Source organism: Amycolatopsis sp. NPDC051061 (assembly GCF_040682935.1).
Classification (GTDB): domain Bacteria; phylum Actinomycetota; class Actinomycetes; order Mycobacteriales; family Pseudonocardiaceae; genus Amycolatopsis.
Map to the genome: position 1 here is coordinate 186,023 of NZ_JBFBBZ010000013.1, position 18,608 is coordinate 204,630.

Here is an 18,608-nt window from a genome sequence, read left to right on the forward strand (position 1 = left end):
GTCCTCAGCGGCGGCCGAGCCCTCGGATCAGCACCATCACCGCTTCCCGCACCTCACCCCGACTCCGCTGCGGTCCGAACACCTGCCAGTCCAGCGCCACCACCAGCATCGTGCCGAACAGCCCCGCCGCCGCCGTCGGGATTTCCACTCCCTCCGGCAGCCGGCCGGCCGATTCCAAGCGCGACAGCTGGTGCTTCACGATCGAGATGATCTCCTCGCGCAGCAACGAAAGCGTGTCGTGCCACTGGCCCGGCGTCCGCCACAGCTCGCTCACCAGGATCTGCGAAAACCCCGGGTAAGCCGCGATGAACTCCAGCGTCGTGTCGACCTGCGCCTCGATCACGTCGAGCGGATCCGCCTCCGAAACCGCGGCGCGCAGCCGAAGTGCGAGCATGTCCACCCCGTACCGCAGGAGCCCGTCGACCAGGCCGTCCTTCGAGCCGAAGTTGTAGTAGACCGTGCCCTTCGCGACGCCCGCCTCGGCGGCGATGTCGTCCACCGTCAGCCCCACGAGGCCCCGGCTCTTCGAGAGCCGCAAGGTGGCTTCGAAGAGCTTCTGCTTCGTCCCGCCGCTCACAGGCTCAGCTCGGGTTTGAGCGCCGACACCGTCCAAACGCGACGTTTGCGCGCGGCCAGGGTGGACACCAGGATCCCGCCCACCAGATAAGCCAGCAGCACGCCGATGTCTCCCAGGATCTGCACAGTGGCGCCACTGTAGAACAGGTGGCGGAAGCCGTCGATCGCGTAGCCCATCGGCAGCACCACGTGCAGCGGGTACAGCGCGTCCGGGATGGTCTGCCACGGGAACGTCCCGCCCGCGCTGACCAGCTGCAGCACCAGCAGCACCAGGCCGAGGAACTTCCCGACCGCGCCGAAGAACGCGTTGAGCGCGTGCACCACCGACGTGAACGTCAGCGACACCAGCACGGCGAACCCGATGGCGCCCAACGGGTGCGCGATGTGGATGCCGACCAGCCACGTCACCGCGCCGAAGAGCACGACCACCTGCGCGATGCCGAGCAGCGCCGACGACAGCCAGCCACCGACCGCGACCCGGAACGGCGCCGCCCCCGCGGTCAGCGCGCGCGTCGAAAGCGGCCGCAGGATCAGGAACAGCACGAACGCGCCGATCCACGTGGCCAGCGAGATGAAGAACGGCGCGAGCCCGGCGCCGTACGTCCCCGCCGACGCCTCGCCGTTGGCGTTCACCGCCACCGGGTCGGCGATGGTGTTGGCCGTCGCCGCGCGGGTCGGGTCGTCCGGGTTCGGGATCTGCTGGAGCCCGGCGGCCAGCCCGTCGCGCAGCTTCACCGCGCCGTCCGCCAGCTGGTTGGTGCCGGTGACGGCGGTCTTCTCGCCGTCGTCGAGCTGCGAAGCGCCGTCACGCAGCTGGTTCGCGCCGTCGGACGCCTGCGCGATGCCGTTCGCCAGCTGCGGGGACGCGGCGGCGAGCTTGGCCGCGCCGTCGGAGACCTGCCGGGCGCCGTCGGCCAGCTTCGCGAGGTCGCCGTTGGCCTGCTGGATCTTGCTGTTCGCCTGGTCGACCGGGGAGCGCAGCTGATCGGCGCGCGCGACGATCGCCTGGACCTGCTCCTCCGGCACACCCGCGTTGCGCAGGTCGGTGACGAGCTGGGTGCGGTAGGAGTCGAGCTTGCCCTGGATGTCGGACGACGCCGTGGCGGCCAGCGACGCTGCGTCGGCGACCTTCTGGTCTCCGGCCGCGACCTGCGAAGCGCCGTCGGCCAGCTTCTCCGTCTGCGAGGGAAGGGAAGCCGTGCTGCTCTTGAGCGTGCCGAGGCCGGTCGCCAGCGTCGACGAGCCGTCCGCGAGCTTCGCGGCACCGTCGGCCAGCTGTTGCTGACCCGACTCGAGTCGTGAAGCGCCGTCGGCGAGCTGGGACGCGCCGGTCGACGCCTCCTGGATCTTGGCGTAGATCGTCGAGAAGCCGACCAGGAACCGATCCGCGGCCTCGCTGCCGACCTTCTCCGCGATCGTCTTGCGCACCTGCTCGGCCACCTGCTTGGCGATGGTGCCGGACAGGTAGTTGTTGGCGTCGTTGGTGGTCAGCGTGATCGTCGCCTGCTGCGGCTGGAAGTTGCCGACCGACAGCAGCGCGGCGGAGAAGCCGCTGGGGATGCCGATCGCGAAGGAGTACTTGTCGTCGCGGACGCCGTCGCGGGCCTCCTGCTCGGACACCTCGTGCCACTGGAAGGTGCCCGACTTGACGAGCTCGTCGGTCACCTCGCGACCGACGTTGCGCTGCTGGCCGCCGGAGTCCTTCGCGCCGGTGTCGCTGGTGAACACAGCGGCGGGCAGCTTGTCGAGGCGGCCGTACGGGTCGTAGTTCGCGTAGAGGTAGAAGGACGCGTAGAGCAGCGGCACCAGCACGAGCGCGACCAGCGCCAGTTTCGGCATCGTGCCGGTGGAGAGGCGGCGCAGCTCGTTGCGCGCGATCCGGAAGGCGTTCATTCGGAGACTCCGTCGGTGCTCTCGGGGAGCTCTTCGGTGGGGGCGGGTCCGGGCTCGGGGGAGTGGTGCTGCGGCTCGGGCTGCTCGGCCGAGCCGAGGCGCGCGGGCGTGAAGGGCAGCGCGGACAGCGGCGTCGTCGCGGTCAGGACGACGACGGCCAGGCCGCGTTCGGCCTGCTCGCGCGCCAGCCCGGCCCAGCTGTCGACGTCGCTGGTGTGCCGGTCGGGGGTGTCGAGGACGAGCAGCCGCACGCCCTTGCGCTCGGCGGCCAGCTCGGTCAGCAGCCGCGTGCGCAGGGCCGGGGTGAGGTTCTCGAACCGCGTGCCCGCGAACGGCGCGGCGTCGTGCCCGGCGAGCCAGCGCGCGACGTCCTCCTTGCCGGCCGGGCGGTGGGCCAGCGCCAGCTCCTCGCCGACGACCACGCGCAGGGCGAGGGCGTCGTCGGGCTCGCTGACGCCGGGGGCGTCGACGACGGCGACGAGCTCGGGCAGCCCGGCGTCGGTTCCTTCGGCGTGCACCGTGCCGGTGGTCGGCTTCAGCCGGCCGGCCAGCGCGAGGCCGAACGCGGTGACGCCGACGCCGGGTTCGCCGTGCACGATCGCCAGGTCGCCCTCGCCGACGGTCAGCGAGGTGGGCGGTAACAAGGGGCCGTGGTGCCCTTCGAGGGACACCCGATCGGCGCGGACCTGCACGGTTACTCCAGCGTCGGGAACTTTTTGAACTGACCGGTCAGTTCAAAAGCTAGTCCCCGCGGCGGGACGCGGCAAGATCACCGGACGCACGTCACACTCGTGGGTGACGCACCGGGCAGAGCGGCCCCGCGCCGCGGAAGGGGTGTCCGCTCAGCGGAGCGCCGACGCCGGGCGCACCTCCCAGCTGGTCCACAGCGGACGGTAACCCTGCCGGTGCCAGAACACCGAGGCCAGCGGGTTGGTCGGGTTGTAGTAGAGGTAGGTGCGCGTGGCGCCGCCCCGGTGCAGCTCCCGGTGCGCGTGGGCCATCAGCGCCCGGCCGAAGCCACTGCCGCGCTCGCCGGGCACCGTCACCACGTTGTTCACGTAACCCCAGCGTCCCGGCGGGAGCAGCTCGGCCGCCGCGCTCCCCGGGGTCGCGTCGATCCACCCGCAGTGCGCGAGGGCCCGGGCTTCGCCGGCTTCCTCGGCCAGCCACACCGCCGGCTCGTCCTCGGCCAGCGCGTCCCGCAGTGCGGGGGCGAGCAGCTCGGCCGTGTCGTCCCGGCCGGCCGCGGCCACGAGGCCGGTGTAGTCGAACGTCGCCGTGGCCAGCTCCAGCGCCGTGCCGAAGTCGTCGGGTCCCGCGCGGCGGACGGTGACCGCCGGGTCCGCCTCGACCGGGGGAGCCGTGCGCACGCCGACCGCGGCCAGCGGGACGAGACCGTGGTCGAGGAAGGCGCGGATCGCCTCGGCGTCCCGGCTGGGCCAGAGGACGACGCACGCCGAGTCGTCGCCGGTCTCCTCCGCCTCCACCACGCCTTTGAGCGCGCGCAGCAGGAGGTCCACGCCTTCGGTGCCGGTGGCGCCGAAGTACGGGAAGAGCTGCCAGACGTCGGCGGCCGCCCACAGCGTCGTGATGTCGCCGGGGGCCACGCGCTGCCGCTGGAGCACCCCGGCGACCCGGGTGCCGTCCGCGGTCGCGGCGTCCAGCCGCCGTCCCTCCGCCGGGGGCGCGGCGGGCGGCAGCAGCGCGTCGACCGCCGCGAAGCGCGCGCGGTGGGCGGCGAGCAGCGGTTCGGCGATGTCCATGGGCCCCCCTGGTGCGTCGATCAGGACCAGGCGGGTCGCCGGATCCACATCGTCCACAGTGGACGATAGCCCTGCCGGTGCCAGAACACCGGCGAGAGCGGGTTCGCCGGGTGGTAGAAGAGGAACGTACCGCGCACCTCCGGCCGGAGCAGCTCGCGATGGGCCACCGCCATCAGCGCCCGGCCCACGCCGCCGCCCCGCAGGCCGGGCGCGACCGACAGCGTGTCGACGTACCCCCAGCGGCCTGGCTGGAGCCGGCCGTGGATGCCGTCGCCCGGCGCCGGCGAGGTCGGCAGGCAGGCGGCCATGCCCACCGGGACGCCGTCGTCCTCCGCGAGCCAGACCAGGCCGCTGAAGCGCAGCGCGCGGACGACCTCCGCGCGCAGCAGTTCCCGCGCGCCGGCCCGCGGCACCGCGGTGCCGACGAGCGAGGTGTACCGCCATTCCGCTTCGCGCAGGTCGGTGAGGGCCTCGATGTCGCCCTCGCCGGCGAGGCGGACGGCCACCCGCGACGGCCCGTCGTCCGCGGGCGGTGCGGGGGCCCGCACCGCCAGGCACGTCATCGGCGCGAAGCCGTGGGCCAGCAGGACCGCCGACGCCTCGGCGTCGCGGCTCGGCCAGGCCAGCGAACAGCCCGAGTCCGGATCGGGCCGCGTCCCGCGCATCCGGTCGCGCCAGGCCCCCAGCAGCGCGGTCAGCCCCGCCGCGCCGCTGTCGCCCGGCACCGCGGTCAGGTCCCAGATCTCGAGCGGGCCCCACAGCGCGGGCCACGCCCCCGGGGCGTGCACGACGTGCGTCAGCAGGCCGCCCGCCCGGCGCCCGCCCGTGGTCACGACCAGCGGTTCGCTCGCCGCCGGCGGGGCGGCGATCGGGGGCAGCAGCGGGTCGAGCGCGGCGAACCGGGCGTTCTGCTCCTGCTCCAGGGGGTTCACGAGCGGCGCGTGCGGAAGATCGCGGTGCCCGGGAAGAGCCGTCCCCGCAGCGGGCTCCACTGGCCCCAGACCCGCGTGTGCCCCTCCGGCCACTCGGGCTCGACCAGGTCGGTGAGGGTGAACCCGGCCGCGGCGAGCGCGCGCACGTAGTCGCCGAGGGTGTGGTGGTACTCGACGTAGGTCGCGGTGCCCTCGTCGTCGACCTCCACGTACGGCGTGCGGTCGAAGTACGGCTGGGTGACGGTGAGCCCCTGCGGGCCGGGGTCGTCCGGGAAGATCCACCGCATCGGGTGCGTCACCGAAAACACCCACGGCGCGTCCGGCCGCAGCACCCGGTGCACCTCGGCGAAGACCGCGTCCACCGACGACACGAACGGGATCGCGCCGAAGGCCGAGCAGGCGGCGTCGAAGCTGCCGGACGCCAGCGGCAGGTACTCGGCGTTCGCCTGCACGAGCGGGACGTCGGCGCCGGTGCGCTCGTTGCCTTCGCGGGCGTGGCGCAGCATGCCGGCGGACAGGTCGGTCGCCACGGCGCGGGCACCCTGGGCCGCCAGCCAGCGCGAGGACGCGGCCTGTCCGCAGCCGACCTCGAGCACGCGCTTGCCGCGGACGTCGCCGAGCAGCCGTGCGTCCGCCTCCCGCACGCCCTCCGGGCACCAGACGAAGTCGGCGTCGCCGAGGAACCCGCCGTGCTCGGCCTGGTAGTCGTCGGCGTCGGCGTCCCACCAGGCCAGGTTCGCGGCGGCGGCTTCGGCGCCCCCGACCGCGCGGTAGGCGACGGCCGCGGTGCCCAGCCGGTGCTCGGCCGCGTCGTGCCGCCCCGGCGCGGGGGACTCCTCCGGTGGCATGATGGTGGTCTCCGGTCCCTGCGTCCTGGTGCGTGCGGTTTGCTTCCGCGAGGACCTTAGCGACCGAGGGGGACCCTGATTGTGCCGCCTAGCGGCCGCCGCGTAGGATAAGTGTCAGCGCAGTGGGTTCGCGCTGCCTTCCGCTCAGCTTTTCCTGGTCGGGTTCGGGGTCGCGCACCGTTATGCGGGTCATGCCGCGGTCGTTCACTGGTGGACGTTTGCTCGCAGGGTCGTCGCATGCTCCCAACAGCCCATCGCGCCGACAACTGCCAACCCTCGATCCCATCCACCGGAGCAACCCGCCTAATGACCATCGACACCGCCACCGCCCCGACCGCCCCGAACGCGGCCCCGCAGGTCGCCATCAACGACATCGGGTCGGAGGAAGATTTCCTCGCGGCTATCGACAAGACGATCAAGTACTTCAACGATGGTGACATCGTCGAAGGCACGATCGTCAAGGTCGACCGCGACGAGGTCCTGCTCGACATCGGCTACAAGACCGAGGGCGTCATCCCCTCGCGTGAGCTGTCCATCAAGCACGATGTCGACCCGGCTGAGGTTGTCACCGTCGGCGATGAGGTCGAAGCCCTCGTTCTCCAGAAGGAGGACAAGGAAGGCCGTCTGATCCTGTCCAAGAAGCGCGCGCAGTACGAGCGCGCCTGGGGCACGATCGAGGAGCTCAAGGAGAAGGACGAGCCCGTCAAGGGCACCGTCATCGAGGTCGTCAAGGGCGGCCTCATCCTGGACATCGGCCTGCGCGGCTTCCTGCCCGCGTCCCTGGTCGAGATGCGCCGCGTGCGCGACCTGCAGCCGTACGTCGGCCGCGAGCTCGAGGCGAAGATCATCGAGCTGGACAAGAACCGCAACAACGTGGTCCTGTCCCGCCGCGCCTACCTCGAGCAGACCCAGTCCGAGGTGCGCAGCGAGTTCCTCAACGCGCTCGCCAAGGGCCAGGTCCGCAAGGGCGTCGTGTCCTCCATCGTCAACTTCGGTGCCTTCGTGGACCTGGGTGGCGTCGACGGCCTGGTGCACGTCTCCGAGCTGTCCTGGAAGCACATCGACCACCCGTCCGAGGTCGTCGAGGTCGGCCAGGAGGTCACGGTCGAGGTCCTGGACGTCGACATGGACCGCGAGCGCGTCTCGCTGTCGCTGAAGGCGACCCAGGAAGACCCGTGGCGCCAGTTCGCCCGCACCCACGCGATCGGCCAGATCGTGCCGGGCAAGGTCACCAAGCTGGTTCCGTTCGGTGCGTTCGTGCGCGTCGAAGAGGGCATCGAGGGTCTGGTCCACATCTCCGAGCTGGCCGAGCGCCACGTGGAGATCCCGGAGCAGGTCGTGCAGGTCAACGGCGACGTCATGGTCAAGGTCATCGACATCGACCTCGAGCGCCGTCGCATCTCGCTGTCGCTGAAGCAGGCGAACGAGGGTGTCACGCCGGACACCGAGTTCGACCCGGCCCAGTACGGCATGGCCGCCGAGTACGACACCGAGGGGAACTACATCTACCCCGAGGGCTTCGACCCGGACACCCAGGAGTGGCAGGAAGGCTTCGACAAGCAGCGTGAGGAGTGGGAAGGCCAGTACGCCCAGGCCCACACTCGTTACGAGGCCCACATGAAGCAGGTCCAGAAGGCCGTCGAGGCCGACGCGGAAGCCGCCGCCGACGCGGCGACCGGTGTCGAGGGTGGTAGCGGCTCGGAGAGCTACACCTCGGGCTCGACCTCGACCGACACGAAGAGCACCGGCGGCACCCTCGCCTCCGACGAGCAGCTCGCGGCGCTCCGCGAGAAGCTCTCCGGCGGTGCGTGAGCACCAGCGCTCTGAGCGTCTGAGCTGACAGCGAACCCCCGGTCCTGAGTGGACCGGGGGTTCGCTGCGTTCCGGGGTTTCCGGCTCGGGTGGTCGGCTGAGGTTCGCCGGCCTGGTCCGCTCGGCGCGTCCGGCTCAGGGGTTGCGCAGGCCCAGGCCGGTCATCATCGCGGTCACTCCCCGGTGGTACATCCGCTCGTTCGCCTCGTCGGTCGGCGGGATGAACCAGTCCGGCAACGGCGTCCGCGACGCCAGCATCAGCTCCGCCCCGACCAGGCCGTGCATCGCCGTCCACAGCTGGTACGCCGCCTCGCGGGCGTCCGCGCCCGGGGGGCTCACCCGCTGGACCCGGGCGATGAACAGCGCGAACGTCGTCCGCAGGACCGCCGACCGCAGCGCCGGGTCCGGATCGAACCGCGGCACCGGGCGCTCGAACATCAGCGCGTAGCGGACCGGGCTCTCCCGGGCGAACAGCCGGTACTCGAGCGCCAGGTGCAGCAGGTCCGCGACTCCGTCCGGGCTCGCCGGCGGCAGGCCCTCCAGCAGCGCCCGCAGCGAGTCGAACGTGCGCTCGTACAGCGCGTCGAGCAGGCCCGCGCGGCCGCCGAAGCGCGTGTACACCGAGATCGTCGACGCGCCGGCCGCCTCGGCCACGCCGCGCACCGTCAGCCCCGTGACGCCGCGGTCGAACAGCATCGCCAGAGCCGCGTCGAGGAAGCGCTCGCGGTTGCCCTGCTCGGCGGGACGCATCGACAGGTGCCTGGTGGCCACGGCGCACCCCCTTCGCGCACGACGACGTCCGGGTGACCCACCCGCAGCAGAAGATACGATATCCGGCGCGTCTTGGGAACGTGCCGGATGTCCGGATGTGCGGGGTTCCCGTCCGATGGACGCAGGTTCGAGCATCGCGCGGACGGGCATCGTCGACGTCATGACCATCGAAGTCCCTGACACCGCCCTCGCCCGCGAAGCCACCGAATACGTGCGCGACACCGCGGGCCCGCTCCTGTACGACCACTCCGCCCGCGTCTACCAGTTCGGCGCGCTCCAGGGCCGGCGCCGCGGCCTCGGCTTCGACGCCGAGCTGCTCTACGTGGCGGCGCTGTTCCACGACCTCGGCCTCGTCGCCGGCCACCGCACCGACCGGCGCTTCGAGCTCGACGGCGCGGACGAGGCCCGGCGCTTCCTGCTCGGCCACGGCGTCGACGCCGAACGCGCCCGGGTCGCCTGGACGGCCATCGCGCTGCACACCACCCCGGGCATCCCCGAGCACATGGAACCCGAGGTCGCGCTAGTGACGGCCGGCGTCGAGTACGACGTCCTGGGTATCGGGTTCCACGACCTCCCCGCCGAGGCCCGGGCCGCGGTCGTGGCCGCGCACCCGCGGCCGGATTTCAAGCGGCGCATCCTCGCGGCGTTCACCGACGGCATCCGTGACCGGCCCGACACGACCTTCGGGAACATCAAAGCCGACGTGCTGGCCCGGTTCGTGCCAGGCTTCGTGCGCACGGACTTCGTGACCACGATCTTGGAATCACCCTGGGAGGACTGACGCGGATGGAGCACCCCGAGTCCGGCACGGTCGTCGTCACCGCGAGCGGCGACGGCACCTACACGCAACGGGTCACGACGGCGACCCACGAGCTGCTCGTCGACGAACCGGTCGCGGTCGGGGGCGCCGACGCCGGCCCGAACCCGTACGAGCTGCTGCTCGCGTCGCTGGGTTCGTGCACGGCGATCACGCTGCGGATGTACGCGAACCGCAAGGGCATCCCGCTGACCCGGGCGACGATCCGGCTCCGGCACGACCGCATCCACGCCGAGGACTGCGCCCGGTGCGAGACCGAGCACGGGATGCTGAGCCGGATCACGCGCGAGATCGAGCTGGCGGGCGAGCTGGACGACGACCAGCGCGCGAAACTGATGCTGATCGCCGACAAGTGTCCGGTGCACCGGACGCTGTCCGCGGAGATCGCCATCGACACGCTCGAGGTCGGCCGCTGAGGCAACCGGCCCCCGGGTGGTGTCTTGAATGAGTCATTCAAGACGTCCGACGACCTGAATGAGTCATTCAAGACATCGAGTAGCTGACCGCCTGCCCGCACCGGGGCTCGGCCGTCCCGCGAGCGGCCGTCAGGCAGCGGCGGCGTGGACGGCCGCCGGCCGGATGGTCACCGTGCCCACCGCCGGGACCCAGATGCGCTCGAGTGCCGCCGCGCGGGCCCTGCGGCGGAGGCCGGCGAAGCTGTGCTTGGCCGGGACGAGCAGGGCGCTGAGCCAGGTCCGGCGGTAGTCCGCCAGCGCGTCGGCCACAGTGCGGTGGAGAAGGCAGTGCGCCAGCCCCGGCGTGCCGAGCCGGTGCTTCCCGGCGTGCTTGCTGTCCGCCATCGTTCCTCCGTGTGGGCGACCCTGTCGCGCGGACGGTACGCAGCCCGGCCGGCAAAGGTGAGCAAGCAACGCGGCGTGTCCGGATATCGGTTGAGTCACGCGTCACGATCGCCTTGCGGATCACCCGTTCGTGTGCCCCCGTCGGCCCGTCACGCGGGCGGCGCCGTGACCTCGCCCTTCGAGCACGTCGTGATGAAGGGGATCCACGCGCTCTTCACCACGTACAGCGGGCCGGACGGCTCGACCTGGACCCGGTAGACACCGGAGACGCAGTGGCCGACCGGCTCGGCCGGTCTCGCCGTCGTGACGCCGGGCGCCGCCATGGCGAGCCCGCCCGCCCCCAGCAGCACGACCGCGGTCCTGCCGATCTTCGTCATCCTCATGGTCCCTCCCTTGACCAAGCGGGCGGGTGACCCGCTGCCCGACGCATCGGAAAACGATTACCCGTGTTACGGGGTGGGCGCCCGTGCCACACGAATGGGCGCACCGCTGAGCGGCCCGGGTGGCCTGACTAGGGTGATCGGCATGCTGCGTGTGGGGTTGACGGGTGGGATCGGAGCCGGCAAGTCGACAGTGGCGAACCGGCTCGCCGAGCACGGCGCCGTGCTGATCGACTCCGACCGGATCGCCCGAGAAGTGGTCGAGCCCGGCACCGAGGGGCTCGCCCGGCTCGTCGAGGAGTTCGGCGAGGAGATCCTGGCCGCCGACGGTTCGCTCGACCGGCCCGTGCTCGCCGCGAAGGCGTTCGCCGACGACGAGTCGCGCCGCCGGTTGAACGCGATCGTGCACCCACTGGTCGGCGCCCGCACCGGCGAGCTGATGGCCGCCGCCGCGCCGGACGCCGTCATCGTCCACGACATCCCGCTGCTGGTCGAAAACGGCCTTGCGACCGCGTACCACCTGGTCGTGGTCGTCGACGCGCCGGTCGAGGTGCGGGTCCGGCGGCTGGTGACGGCGCGGGGCATGGCCGAGGAGGACGCGCGGGCCCGGATCCGGGCGCAGGCGAGCGATGAGCAGCGCCGCGCCGTCGCCGACGTGCTCCTGGACAACGGCGGCGCCGAAGACGCCGTGCTCGCCGACGTCGACGCGCTGTGGGCCGACCGCCTCGTGCCGTTCGAGGCGAACGTCCGGCTGCGGCGGCCGCGGCCGCCGGTGTCTCCGAAGATCGCCGAGTACGACCTCACCTGGCCGGCGCAGGCCGAGCGGGTGCTCTCCCGGATCCGCGCCGCGGCGGGGCACCTGGCCCGGCGCGCCGACCACATCGGCTCCACCGCTGTCCCCGGCTTGCCCGCGAAGGACGTCCTCGACTTCCAGCTCACCGTGTCCACTTTGGACGACGCCGACACGCTGCGGGAGGTGCTGTCCGACGCCGGGTTCCCGCGGCTGGAAGGCGACTGGCGCGACGACGCCCAGGACGGCACCGGGACGTGGCCGAAGCGCCTGCACGTCGGTGCCGACCCGAAGCGCGCGGTGAACCTGCACGTCCGGTCCGAGGAGACGCCCGCGTGGCGGCTCGCGCTGCTCTTCCGCGACTACCTGCGCGCGAACCCGGACGAGCGCGACGACTACCGCGACGTCAAGCTGCGGCTGGCCGGCGCGCACGCCGAGGACGGCAACGTCGCGGCCTACGCGGACGAGAAGCAGGAATTCGTCAACGGCGTGTTCGCCCGCGCGGAGAAGTGGGCGGCGACCACCGGCTGGAAGCCCTAGGAGCCCAGCAGCCCGCGTTCGAACGCGACCGCGACGGCCGCCGCGCGGTCCTTCACGCCGAGCTTCGCGTAGACGTGGATCAGGTGCGTCTTGACCGTCGCTTCGCTGATGAAGAGCTTCTTCGCCGCTTCCTTGTTCGTCGACCCGCGGGCGACCAGGGTGAGCACCTCGCGCTCGCGCTGGGACAGCGGTTCCCGCGCCGGCTCACGCATCCGGCCCATCAGCCGGCTGGCGACCGCGGGGGAGAGCACGGCCTCCCCGCGGGCGGCGGCTTCGACGGCGCGGAAGAGGTCCTCGCGCGGGGCGTCCTTGAGCAGGTAGCCCGTCGCGCCGGCCTCGATGGCGGGCAGGACGTCGGAGTCGGTGTCGTAGGTCGTGAGCACCAGGACCCGCGCGGGGTTGCCCAGCCGGGCCAGCTCGGTGATCGCCGCGACGCCGTCGGTGCCCGGCATCCGCAGGTCCATCAGCACGACGTCGGGGCGCAGCCGCTCGGCCAGCACGACGGCTTCGGCACCGTTCGCCGCCTCGCCGACGACCTCGAAGCCGCGGCCGGTGAAGATGCCGCGCAGCCCGTCGCGGACGATCGGGTGGTCGTCGGCGATGAGCACGGTGATCGTCATGGGGCGGCCTCCGGCGGGAACGGGACGGCGGGCAGGACGGCCGAAATCGCGGTGCCGCCGCCGGGTTCGGACTCGACGTGCAGCGTACCGGCGAGCCGCTGGACCCGGCGCCGCATCCCGGGCAACCCGAAGCCCGGACCGGGCCCGGGGGTGAACCCGGCGCCGTCGTCGCGGACGTCGAGGGTCACTTCGTCGTCCATATAGGACAGGGTGAGGCCGACCCGCCCGGCCGCGGCGTGCTTGTCCACATTGGACAATGCTTCCTGGGTGACGCGCAGGATGGTCGACTCGATCTCGGGGTGCAGCGGCCGCCGGTCGCCGGTGGCGGTGACCACGGCGGGTACGCCGGTCCGCTCGCTCCAGCGGGCCGCGACGCCGGTGAGCGCCTCGGGCAGCGACGCGGCGTCCAGAGCCTCCGGGTGCAGCGCGCGCACCGAACGCCGGGCGGCGGTGAGGTTCTCGCGCGCGAGCGCGTTCGCGGAGCCCAGGTGCCGCTGCCACTCCGCGGGGTCGTCCTTGGCCAGCGCGGCGGCTTCGAGCTGGGTGATGATGCCGGTGAAGCCCTGCGCCAGGGTGTCGTGGATCTCCTGCGCCAGCCGCTGCCGCTCGTCGAGGATCCCGGCTTCCCGGGCCTGGCTGAGCAGCTGTTGTTGCAGGCCTTCGTTTTCCGCGTGCGCCGCGGCGAGGTCGTCGAGCATGCGCCGGCGTTCCTCGTTCTGCCGGGCGATGGCCGTCGAGAGCAGACCGCCGCCCCCGATGGCCGCGGTTTGCACGACGATGATCGTGATCCAGATCGCCGGTCGCTCCCGCAGGGCGTGCACGGGCCCGCCGTTGCCGAGGGTGTTGATCAGCAGCGACGTCACCGCCAGCGCGGCGAAGGCGAGCCACGTGGGCCGCAGCCGCATGGCGGCCAGGAACGCGAAGACCATGAAGATGAGGAACGTGATGTCCCGGACTTCGAGCACGCTGCCCAGCCCGATGACGCCGAGGAACGTGAGCAGGGCGAAGGCCGGCCGTTCGCGCAGCCGCGGCGGCGCGAGGACCACCGTGCCGAGCACCCAGAGCGCGGCCGCGGCGACCAAGGCGCCGGTGGTCGCCCACCAGCGGGCGTCGTGCCCGCCGACGCCGAGGGTGACCACGGTCGCGACGGCGAGCAGCACGCCGGGCAGGATCCGCTCGGCCCGGAACAGCCACGGCTGCCAGCCATCCGGGGTCCGCGCCGACTCCGGCGGCCACATCGGCCGGCCCCAGTCGACCTCGAGGCTCACGCTCTCATGTCCTTGAGCCGGGGCCAGATCGCCGCCCAGCTCGCGGTCCGGCCGGTGAGCTGCCAGACCGGCATGTGCGCGCTCGCGTTGGCGACGCCGAGCCGGTTGCCGACCTGCCCGGCGATGTGCGCGCTGCCGAAGTACTTCGCGAGCTTCGACGGGTCGTAGCCGACGAAGAGCACGGTGTCGGCGTCGTCGGCGGGCCGGCCGAAGTACCAGAAGCCCCGGCTCGGGCTGTAGGCCTCGGGCAGGCCGCGTTCGGGCCCGTAGCGGCCGAGCGCGCCCGCCTGCCAGTAGCCGCCGGTGACGACGGCCGTGCCCGGCGGCGCGGTCCGGTACAGCGCGGCGACGTCGTCGGCGAGGTCCGGCCAGCCGATCTCTTCGGCCGCGTAGGCGGGCCGCGGCGCGCCCGGGTGATCGGCCGGCCAGTGCGCCGGCCAGAGCGGCAGCGTGAACGGCAGGCTGAACAAGGCCGACAGCACGAACACCGGCCAGGTCGGCACCCACCGCCACCACACCGCGGGCTCCCGCGCCTCCAGGTGGACCGCGGCCGCCGCCCACAGCACGCCGAACATCCCGGCGGCGTAGTAGTACCGCCCGTTGGCGACCAGGAAGACCGCGACGACCCCCAGCGCCGTCCAGCCGAGGAACCGGTACGGCCGCAGCTGCTTGCTCCCGAGCAGCACGGCCAGGCCGTAGAGGACGCCGAGCGCGCCGATCACCCAGCCGGCGCCGGCCAGGAGGTTCGGGACGAAGCTCTCGCGGCCGCCCGCCGCGTCGACCTCGGCACCGACCGCGTCGCCCATGCCGAGCTGCGGCCAGCCGTTCGCGCGCTGCCACAGCAGCGTGGGCACCAGCGAGACGGCGGCGATCAGCGCGCCCAGCCAGAGCTTCGGGCGGCGAAGCAGCTCTCGCGGTCCGAACACGAGCACCGCGAGCCCGGCCACCACCCAGAACGCGCCGATGAGCAGCTTGTCGTTGAGCGCCACGGCCGTCACGACGCCGAGCCACACCAGCAGCGAGTCGGCCCGGGTGCGGACCCAGCGGACCAGCAGCCACAGCACGAGCGTCCACAGCAGCGGGTCGATCGTCGACGTCGCCAGGTAGTGGCCGCTGCCGACGAACTGCCCGCAGATCGCGAACGCCGCCGCGGCGCGCGCCTGCGCCTTGCGCCGGCCGCCGAGCTCCCGGGCGATCAGCGCGGTCACGACGACCCCGGCCGCGGTCGCGGCGATCGCCGGCAGCCGGAAGACGACCAGGGATCCGGGCGCCAGCGAGTCCATCGCCCAGGCCAGGAACGGGACGAGCGGCGGCTGGTCGGCGTAGCCCCACGCCAGGTGCTTCCCGGCGGCGAGGAAGTACAGCTCGTCGCCGAAGTAGCCGTAGCGGCCGGCGGTCAGCAGCAGGGCGGTGGCCGTGCCCAGCGCGAGCAGCGCGACCGGCAGCCGGGCGAAGGGGGCGAGCCCGGCTTTCACCGGGGCGGGGGCCGCGGCTACGGCGTCCATCGTGCTCCTTGTCCTGGGTCGGCGCCGGTCCTTCCCGCACCCTACGTGGGCCCACCCGGCGCCACCGTGCGGATGGTGACGCCGGGCACCCGCTCACGTGTGGGTGTTCACCAGCTTCGGCCACAGCGCGGACCACGGCTCGGTCCGGCCGGTCGCCAGCCACAGCGGCACACCGTCGAAGTGGCTCGGCTTCGCGGCACCGGTGTCCACCGTGCCGATCGGCCGCAGGTCGGCGAAGTGCCCGAGCAGCGGCCGCGGGTCGGCGCCGACGAACAGGACGTCCGTCGCACCCTCGGACGGCACGACCAGCGTCGCGTACCCGCGGTTCCCGCTGGCCGGCTCGGGCAGGCCGAGGTCGCGGCCGAAGCGGTCGAGCGCACTCGCCTCCCAGTACGTCTCGGTCACCACCGCCGTGTGGTCCCGACCGGGCAACCGGGCGAACACGCCGGCCACCGAGCGGGCCCCTTCCGGCCAGCCGATTTCCGCGAAGGCGAACACCGGCGACGGCAGCGACGGGTGCTCGGTCAGCCACGCCCGGGGCCAGGTCGGCAGCGCGACGGGCAGCACCAGCACCACCGCGAGCACGTAAGCCGGCCAGGTCGCGATCCACCGCCACCAGCGCGCCGGCTCCCGGCGTTCGAGCGCGACCGCGGCCACCGCCCAGCACAGCGGGTACATCCCGGCGACGTAGTAGAACCGGCCGTTCACCGCCAGGAACACGACGGTCAGCAGCAGCGTCGTCCAGCCGAGGAAGCGCAGCTCACGGCTGCGCAGCGACCGCCACAGGCCATAACCCAGCAGGATGGCGCCCACCGGGAGGCCGGCGGTGAGCAAGGCCGTCGGCAGGAACGTCAGCCGGCCGCCCCAGGTCCCGCCGACCTCCTGCGAGATCGCCGCGCCCATGTCCAGCTGCGGCCAGCCGTGCGCGGCCTGCCAGAGCAGCGTCGGCACCAGCGCTACGACGGCGATCGCGGCGCCGAGCCACAACGCGGGCCGGCGCAGCAGTTCGCGGGGACCACAGACGAGGAGCGCGACCCCGGCGGCGAGCCAGAACCCGCCGACGAGGAACTTCGCGTAGAGCGCGACCGCCGTCACCACGCCGGCCCAGACGAGCAGGCCGTCGGCACGGGTGCGCAGCCACCGGACGAGCAGCCACAGCAGCAGAGTCCACAGGAACGGGTCCACTGTGGACGTCGCGAGGTAGTGCCCGCCCGCCAGGAAGTTCGTCGAGACGGCGAAGGTCGCGGCGGCCAGGATCTGCGCCTTGGCGCCGCCGCCGAGCTCCCGGGCGATCAGCGCGGTCAGCACGACCCCGCCGAGCATCGCCAGCATCGCGGGGATCCGCAGGACGAACGGCGAATGCCCGACCTCGTCCATGATCCTGGCCAGCAAGGGAAGCAGCGGCGGCTGGTCGACGTACCCCCAGGCCAGGTGCCGCCCGGCGGCCAGGAAGTAGAGCTCGTCGCCGAAGTAGCCGTACCGGTTCGCCGTCAACAGCAACGGGATCGCCATCAGCGTCGTGACGATCGCCACCGGGGCGACGGCGAACGGCGCGACCGGCCGGACCCGGGCCGGAGCGGGTGCGGTCGTCACTCCCACCGGAACACCCGCACCGAAATCGTGGTGCAGACGACGGCGAACGCCGCCATCGTGCCGAGCTGCAGCAGCTCCGGGGCGTCGCCGGCCCAGGTGGCGCGCAGCGCGTTGAGCGTCGCCCCGAGCGGCAGGACGTCGGCGACGTGCTGCAGGAAGACCGGCAGCTGCTCCTTCGGCACCCAGACCCCGCCCAGCGCCAGCATCGGGAAGAACAGCGCGCTGCCGATGCCGCTCGCCGCACGGCCGGTCGGCGCCACGGCCGCGACCAGGAGGCCGACGGAGAACAGCGCGAGCGCGCCGAGGACGATCGACAGCAGGAAGCCACCCGGGTTGCCCGGCAAGGGGATGCCGAGGACGAGCCCGCCGACGCCCGCGATGAGCAGGACCACGACGACCGCGGCCGCCAGGTTCACCAGCAGCTGCGCGGTGAGCAGCCGGCTCGGCGGCACCGGGCTCGCGGAAAGCCGTTTGAGCAGGCCCTTTTCGCGGTAGGTGGCCATGGCGTTCGGGAACAGCGTCAGCGCCAGCATGGCCAGCAGGATCGTGACGGCCATCGGCGCGATCACCGTGGCCAGGGCGCTGTGCCCGCCGTACTTCGGGTCCGGCTGGTTCGCGCCGGGCATCAGCCCGAACACCAGCAGCAGCGCGAGCGGGATGCCGACGACGACGGCCGGGGCGCCCGGGTCGCGCAGGAACACCTTGGCCTCGGCGGTGGTCAGCTTGGTCAGGACGGACATGGCTGGTCCCTTCATTCCGGCCGGTGGCCGGTGAGTGCGACGAAGGCGTCGTCGAGGCCGGCCTGCTCCACCCGCAGGTCCCCGGCGATCACACCGAGCCGGGCGAGCAGCGACGTCACCGCGTGCAGCACGTTCCCGCCGCCGGTGACCATGAGCCGATCGCCGTGGCGCTCGGCTTTCCGGACCTCGGGCAGGGCCTCGAACACCCCGGGGTCCAGCGGCGCCGAGGGCCGGAACCGCACGACCTGCTCGTCGGACACCCGCGCGACCAGCCCGGCGGGCGAGTCGACCGCGACGACGCGGCCGGCGTCGATCACCGCGATCCGGTCGCAGAGGCGTTCGGCTTCGGCCATGAAGTGCGTGACCAGCAGGATCGTCACGCCCTGCGCGCGCACGGTCTCGATCAGGTCCCACGTGTCGCGCCGGGCCTGCGGGTCGAGGCCGGTGGTGAGCTCGTCGAGCACCGCCAGCTCCGGGCTCCCGATCAGCGCGAGCGCGATGGAGAGCCGCTGCTGCTGGCCGCCGGAGAGCTTCTTGTACGCCGTGGCGCGGTGCTCGGTGAGCCCGAGCGTGTCGAGCAGCTTGTCCGGGTCCGCCGGGGAGCGGTAGAAGGCGGCGTAGAGCTCGAGCAGCTCGCCGACCCGCAGCTTGTCCTGCAGCCGGCTCTCCTGGAGCTGGACGCCGACGCGCTGGCGCAGCTCGGCCCGGTCGCGGCGCGGGTCGAGGCCCAGCACCGCGAGCCGGCCGCTGTCGGGCGTCCGGAGTCCTTCCAGGCACTCGACGGTCGTGGTCTTGCCCGCGCCGTTCGGGCCGAGGATCCCGAAGATTTCGCCGCGCTCGACGGTGAACGACACGTCGTCGACCGCGACCTTGTCCCCGTACCGCTTGTGCAGGTGCTCGACCTCGATGACCGGCATCGCGCCGTCCCCCTTCTCGATCCGTTTCCGCTGGATCGAGAAT

General features: G+C 72.7%; 19 protein-coding genes. 4 read left to right on the plus strand and 15 right to left on the minus strand.

The genetic code is table 11. From position 1 onward, the window contains the following. Positions 1–4: 4 nt before the first annotated feature. The 6 genes from AB0N03_RS19940 to AB0N03_RS19965 form a co-directional block, all read right to left on the minus strand. Entirely contained in the window at positions 5–577 is a 573-nt protein-coding gene (locus AB0N03_RS19940; protein ID WP_364373469.1) for a TetR/AcrR family transcriptional regulator, read from the minus strand. Then, entirely contained in the window at positions 574–2,469 is a 1,896-nt protein-coding gene (locus tag AB0N03_RS19945) for a YhgE/Pip domain-containing protein (RefSeq protein ID WP_364373472.1), read from the minus strand. Before AB0N03_RS19945 ends, AB0N03_RS19940 begins: the two co-directional genes overlap by 4 nt. Then, positions 2,466–3,161, minus strand: coding sequence for an ABC transporter ATP-binding protein (locus AB0N03_RS19950; protein WP_364373475.1), 696 nt, complete (start codon positions 3,159–3,161; stop codon positions 2,466–2,468). Before AB0N03_RS19950 ends, AB0N03_RS19945 begins: the two co-directional genes overlap by 4 nt. A 150-nt stretch (positions 3,162–3,311) precedes the next feature. Continuing rightward, complete coding sequence (locus AB0N03_RS19955; RefSeq protein WP_364373477.1) at positions 3,312–4,232, minus strand: GNAT family N-acetyltransferase; 921 nt, start codon at positions 4,230–4,232, stop codon at positions 3,312–3,314. A gap of 20 nt (positions 4,233–4,252) precedes the next feature. After that, complete coding sequence (locus AB0N03_RS19960; RefSeq protein ID WP_364373480.1) at positions 4,253–5,164, minus strand: GNAT family N-acetyltransferase; 912 nt, start codon at positions 5,162–5,164, stop codon at positions 4,253–4,255. Beyond that, the gene (locus AB0N03_RS19965) at positions 5,161–6,012 is read right to left on the minus strand and encodes a class I SAM-dependent methyltransferase (protein ID WP_364373483.1); all 852 of its coding nucleotides are present in this window, start codon (positions 6,010–6,012) and stop codon (positions 5,161–5,163) included. Before AB0N03_RS19965 ends, AB0N03_RS19960 begins: the two co-directional genes overlap by 4 nt. 306 nt (positions 6,013–6,318) lie before the next feature. Here AB0N03_RS19965 and rpsA point away from each other — a divergent pair, with 306 nt between their 5' ends. Continuing rightward, positions 6,319–7,824, plus strand: coding sequence for a 30S ribosomal protein S1 (gene rpsA / locus AB0N03_RS19970; RefSeq protein ID WP_364373486.1), 1,506 nt, complete (start codon positions 6,319–6,321; stop codon positions 7,822–7,824). Between the two features lie 135 nt (positions 7,825–7,959). Here rpsA and AB0N03_RS19975 read toward each other — a convergent pair whose 3' ends face one another. Continuing rightward, positions 7,960–8,574 (minus strand): TetR/AcrR family transcriptional regulator, encoded by a 615-nt coding sequence (locus AB0N03_RS19975; RefSeq protein ID WP_364373602.1) that lies wholly within the window; start codon positions 8,572–8,574, stop codon positions 7,960–7,962. 136 nt (positions 8,575–8,710) lie between these two features. On the opposite strand from AB0N03_RS19975, the gene AB0N03_RS19980 reads away from it, so the two are divergent. Together AB0N03_RS19980 and AB0N03_RS19985 are read left to right on the plus strand one after the other, a co-directional pair. Next, complete coding sequence (locus AB0N03_RS19980; protein WP_364373488.1) at positions 8,711–9,376, plus strand: HD domain-containing protein; 666 nt, start codon at positions 8,711–8,713, stop codon at positions 9,374–9,376. Positions 9,377–9,381: 5 nt separating this feature from the next. Beyond that, a complete protein-coding gene (locus AB0N03_RS19985; protein WP_364373490.1) occupies positions 9,382–9,828 on the plus strand; it encodes an OsmC family protein in 447 nt (148 codons plus the stop codon). A gap of 129 nt (positions 9,829–9,957) precedes the next feature. Here the strand turns inward: AB0N03_RS19985 and AB0N03_RS19990 are convergent, their stop codons facing one another. Beyond that, positions 9,958–10,212: a hypothetical protein gene (locus AB0N03_RS19990; RefSeq protein ID WP_364373493.1), complete on the minus strand. Its 255-nt coding sequence runs from the start codon at positions 10,210–10,212 to the stop codon at positions 9,958–9,960. 149 nt (positions 10,213–10,361) lie between these two features. Continuing rightward, positions 10,362–10,595 (minus strand): hypothetical protein, encoded by a 234-nt coding sequence (locus AB0N03_RS19995; RefSeq protein ID WP_364373496.1) that lies wholly within the window; start codon positions 10,593–10,595, stop codon positions 10,362–10,364. A gap of 142 nt (positions 10,596–10,737) precedes the next feature. Here AB0N03_RS19995 and coaE point away from each other — a divergent pair, with 142 nt between their 5' ends. After that, positions 10,738–11,922: a dephospho-CoA kinase gene (gene coaE / locus AB0N03_RS20000; protein WP_364373498.1), complete on the plus strand. Its 1,185-nt coding sequence runs from the start codon at positions 10,738–10,740 to the stop codon at positions 11,920–11,922. Here the strand turns inward: coaE and AB0N03_RS20005 are convergent. From AB0N03_RS20005 to AB0N03_RS20030, 6 genes are all read right to left on the minus strand, one after another. Further along, entirely contained in the window at positions 11,919–12,542 is a 624-nt protein-coding gene (locus tag AB0N03_RS20005) for a response regulator transcription factor (RefSeq protein WP_364373500.1), read from the minus strand. The two genes, coaE and AB0N03_RS20005, sit on opposite strands and share 4 nt — an antisense overlap. Beyond that, entirely contained in the window at positions 12,539–13,810 is a 1,272-nt protein-coding gene (locus AB0N03_RS20010; RefSeq protein WP_364373503.1) for a sensor histidine kinase, read from the minus strand. Before AB0N03_RS20010 ends, AB0N03_RS20005 begins: the two co-directional genes overlap by 4 nt. Next, a complete protein-coding gene (locus AB0N03_RS20015; protein WP_364373505.1) occupies positions 13,807–15,315 on the minus strand; it encodes a glycosyltransferase family 39 protein in 1,509 nt (502 codons plus the stop codon). Before AB0N03_RS20015 ends, AB0N03_RS20010 begins: the two co-directional genes overlap by 4 nt. Before the next feature lie 93 nt (positions 15,316–15,408). Continuing rightward, positions 15,409–16,914, minus strand: coding sequence for a glycosyltransferase family 39 protein (locus AB0N03_RS20020; protein ID WP_364373508.1), 1,506 nt, complete (start codon positions 16,912–16,914; stop codon positions 15,409–15,411). Continuing rightward, entirely contained in the window at positions 16,905–17,648 is a 744-nt protein-coding gene (locus AB0N03_RS20025) for an ABC transporter permease (RefSeq protein WP_364373511.1), read from the minus strand. The genes AB0N03_RS20020 and AB0N03_RS20025 overlap by 10 nt, the downstream gene beginning before the upstream one ends. 11 nt (positions 17,649–17,659) lie before the next feature. Further along, positions 17,660–18,565 (minus strand): ABC transporter ATP-binding protein, encoded by a 906-nt coding sequence (locus AB0N03_RS20030; protein WP_364373514.1) that lies wholly within the window; start codon positions 18,563–18,565, stop codon positions 17,660–17,662. Positions 18,566–18,608: the final 43 nt, after the last annotated feature.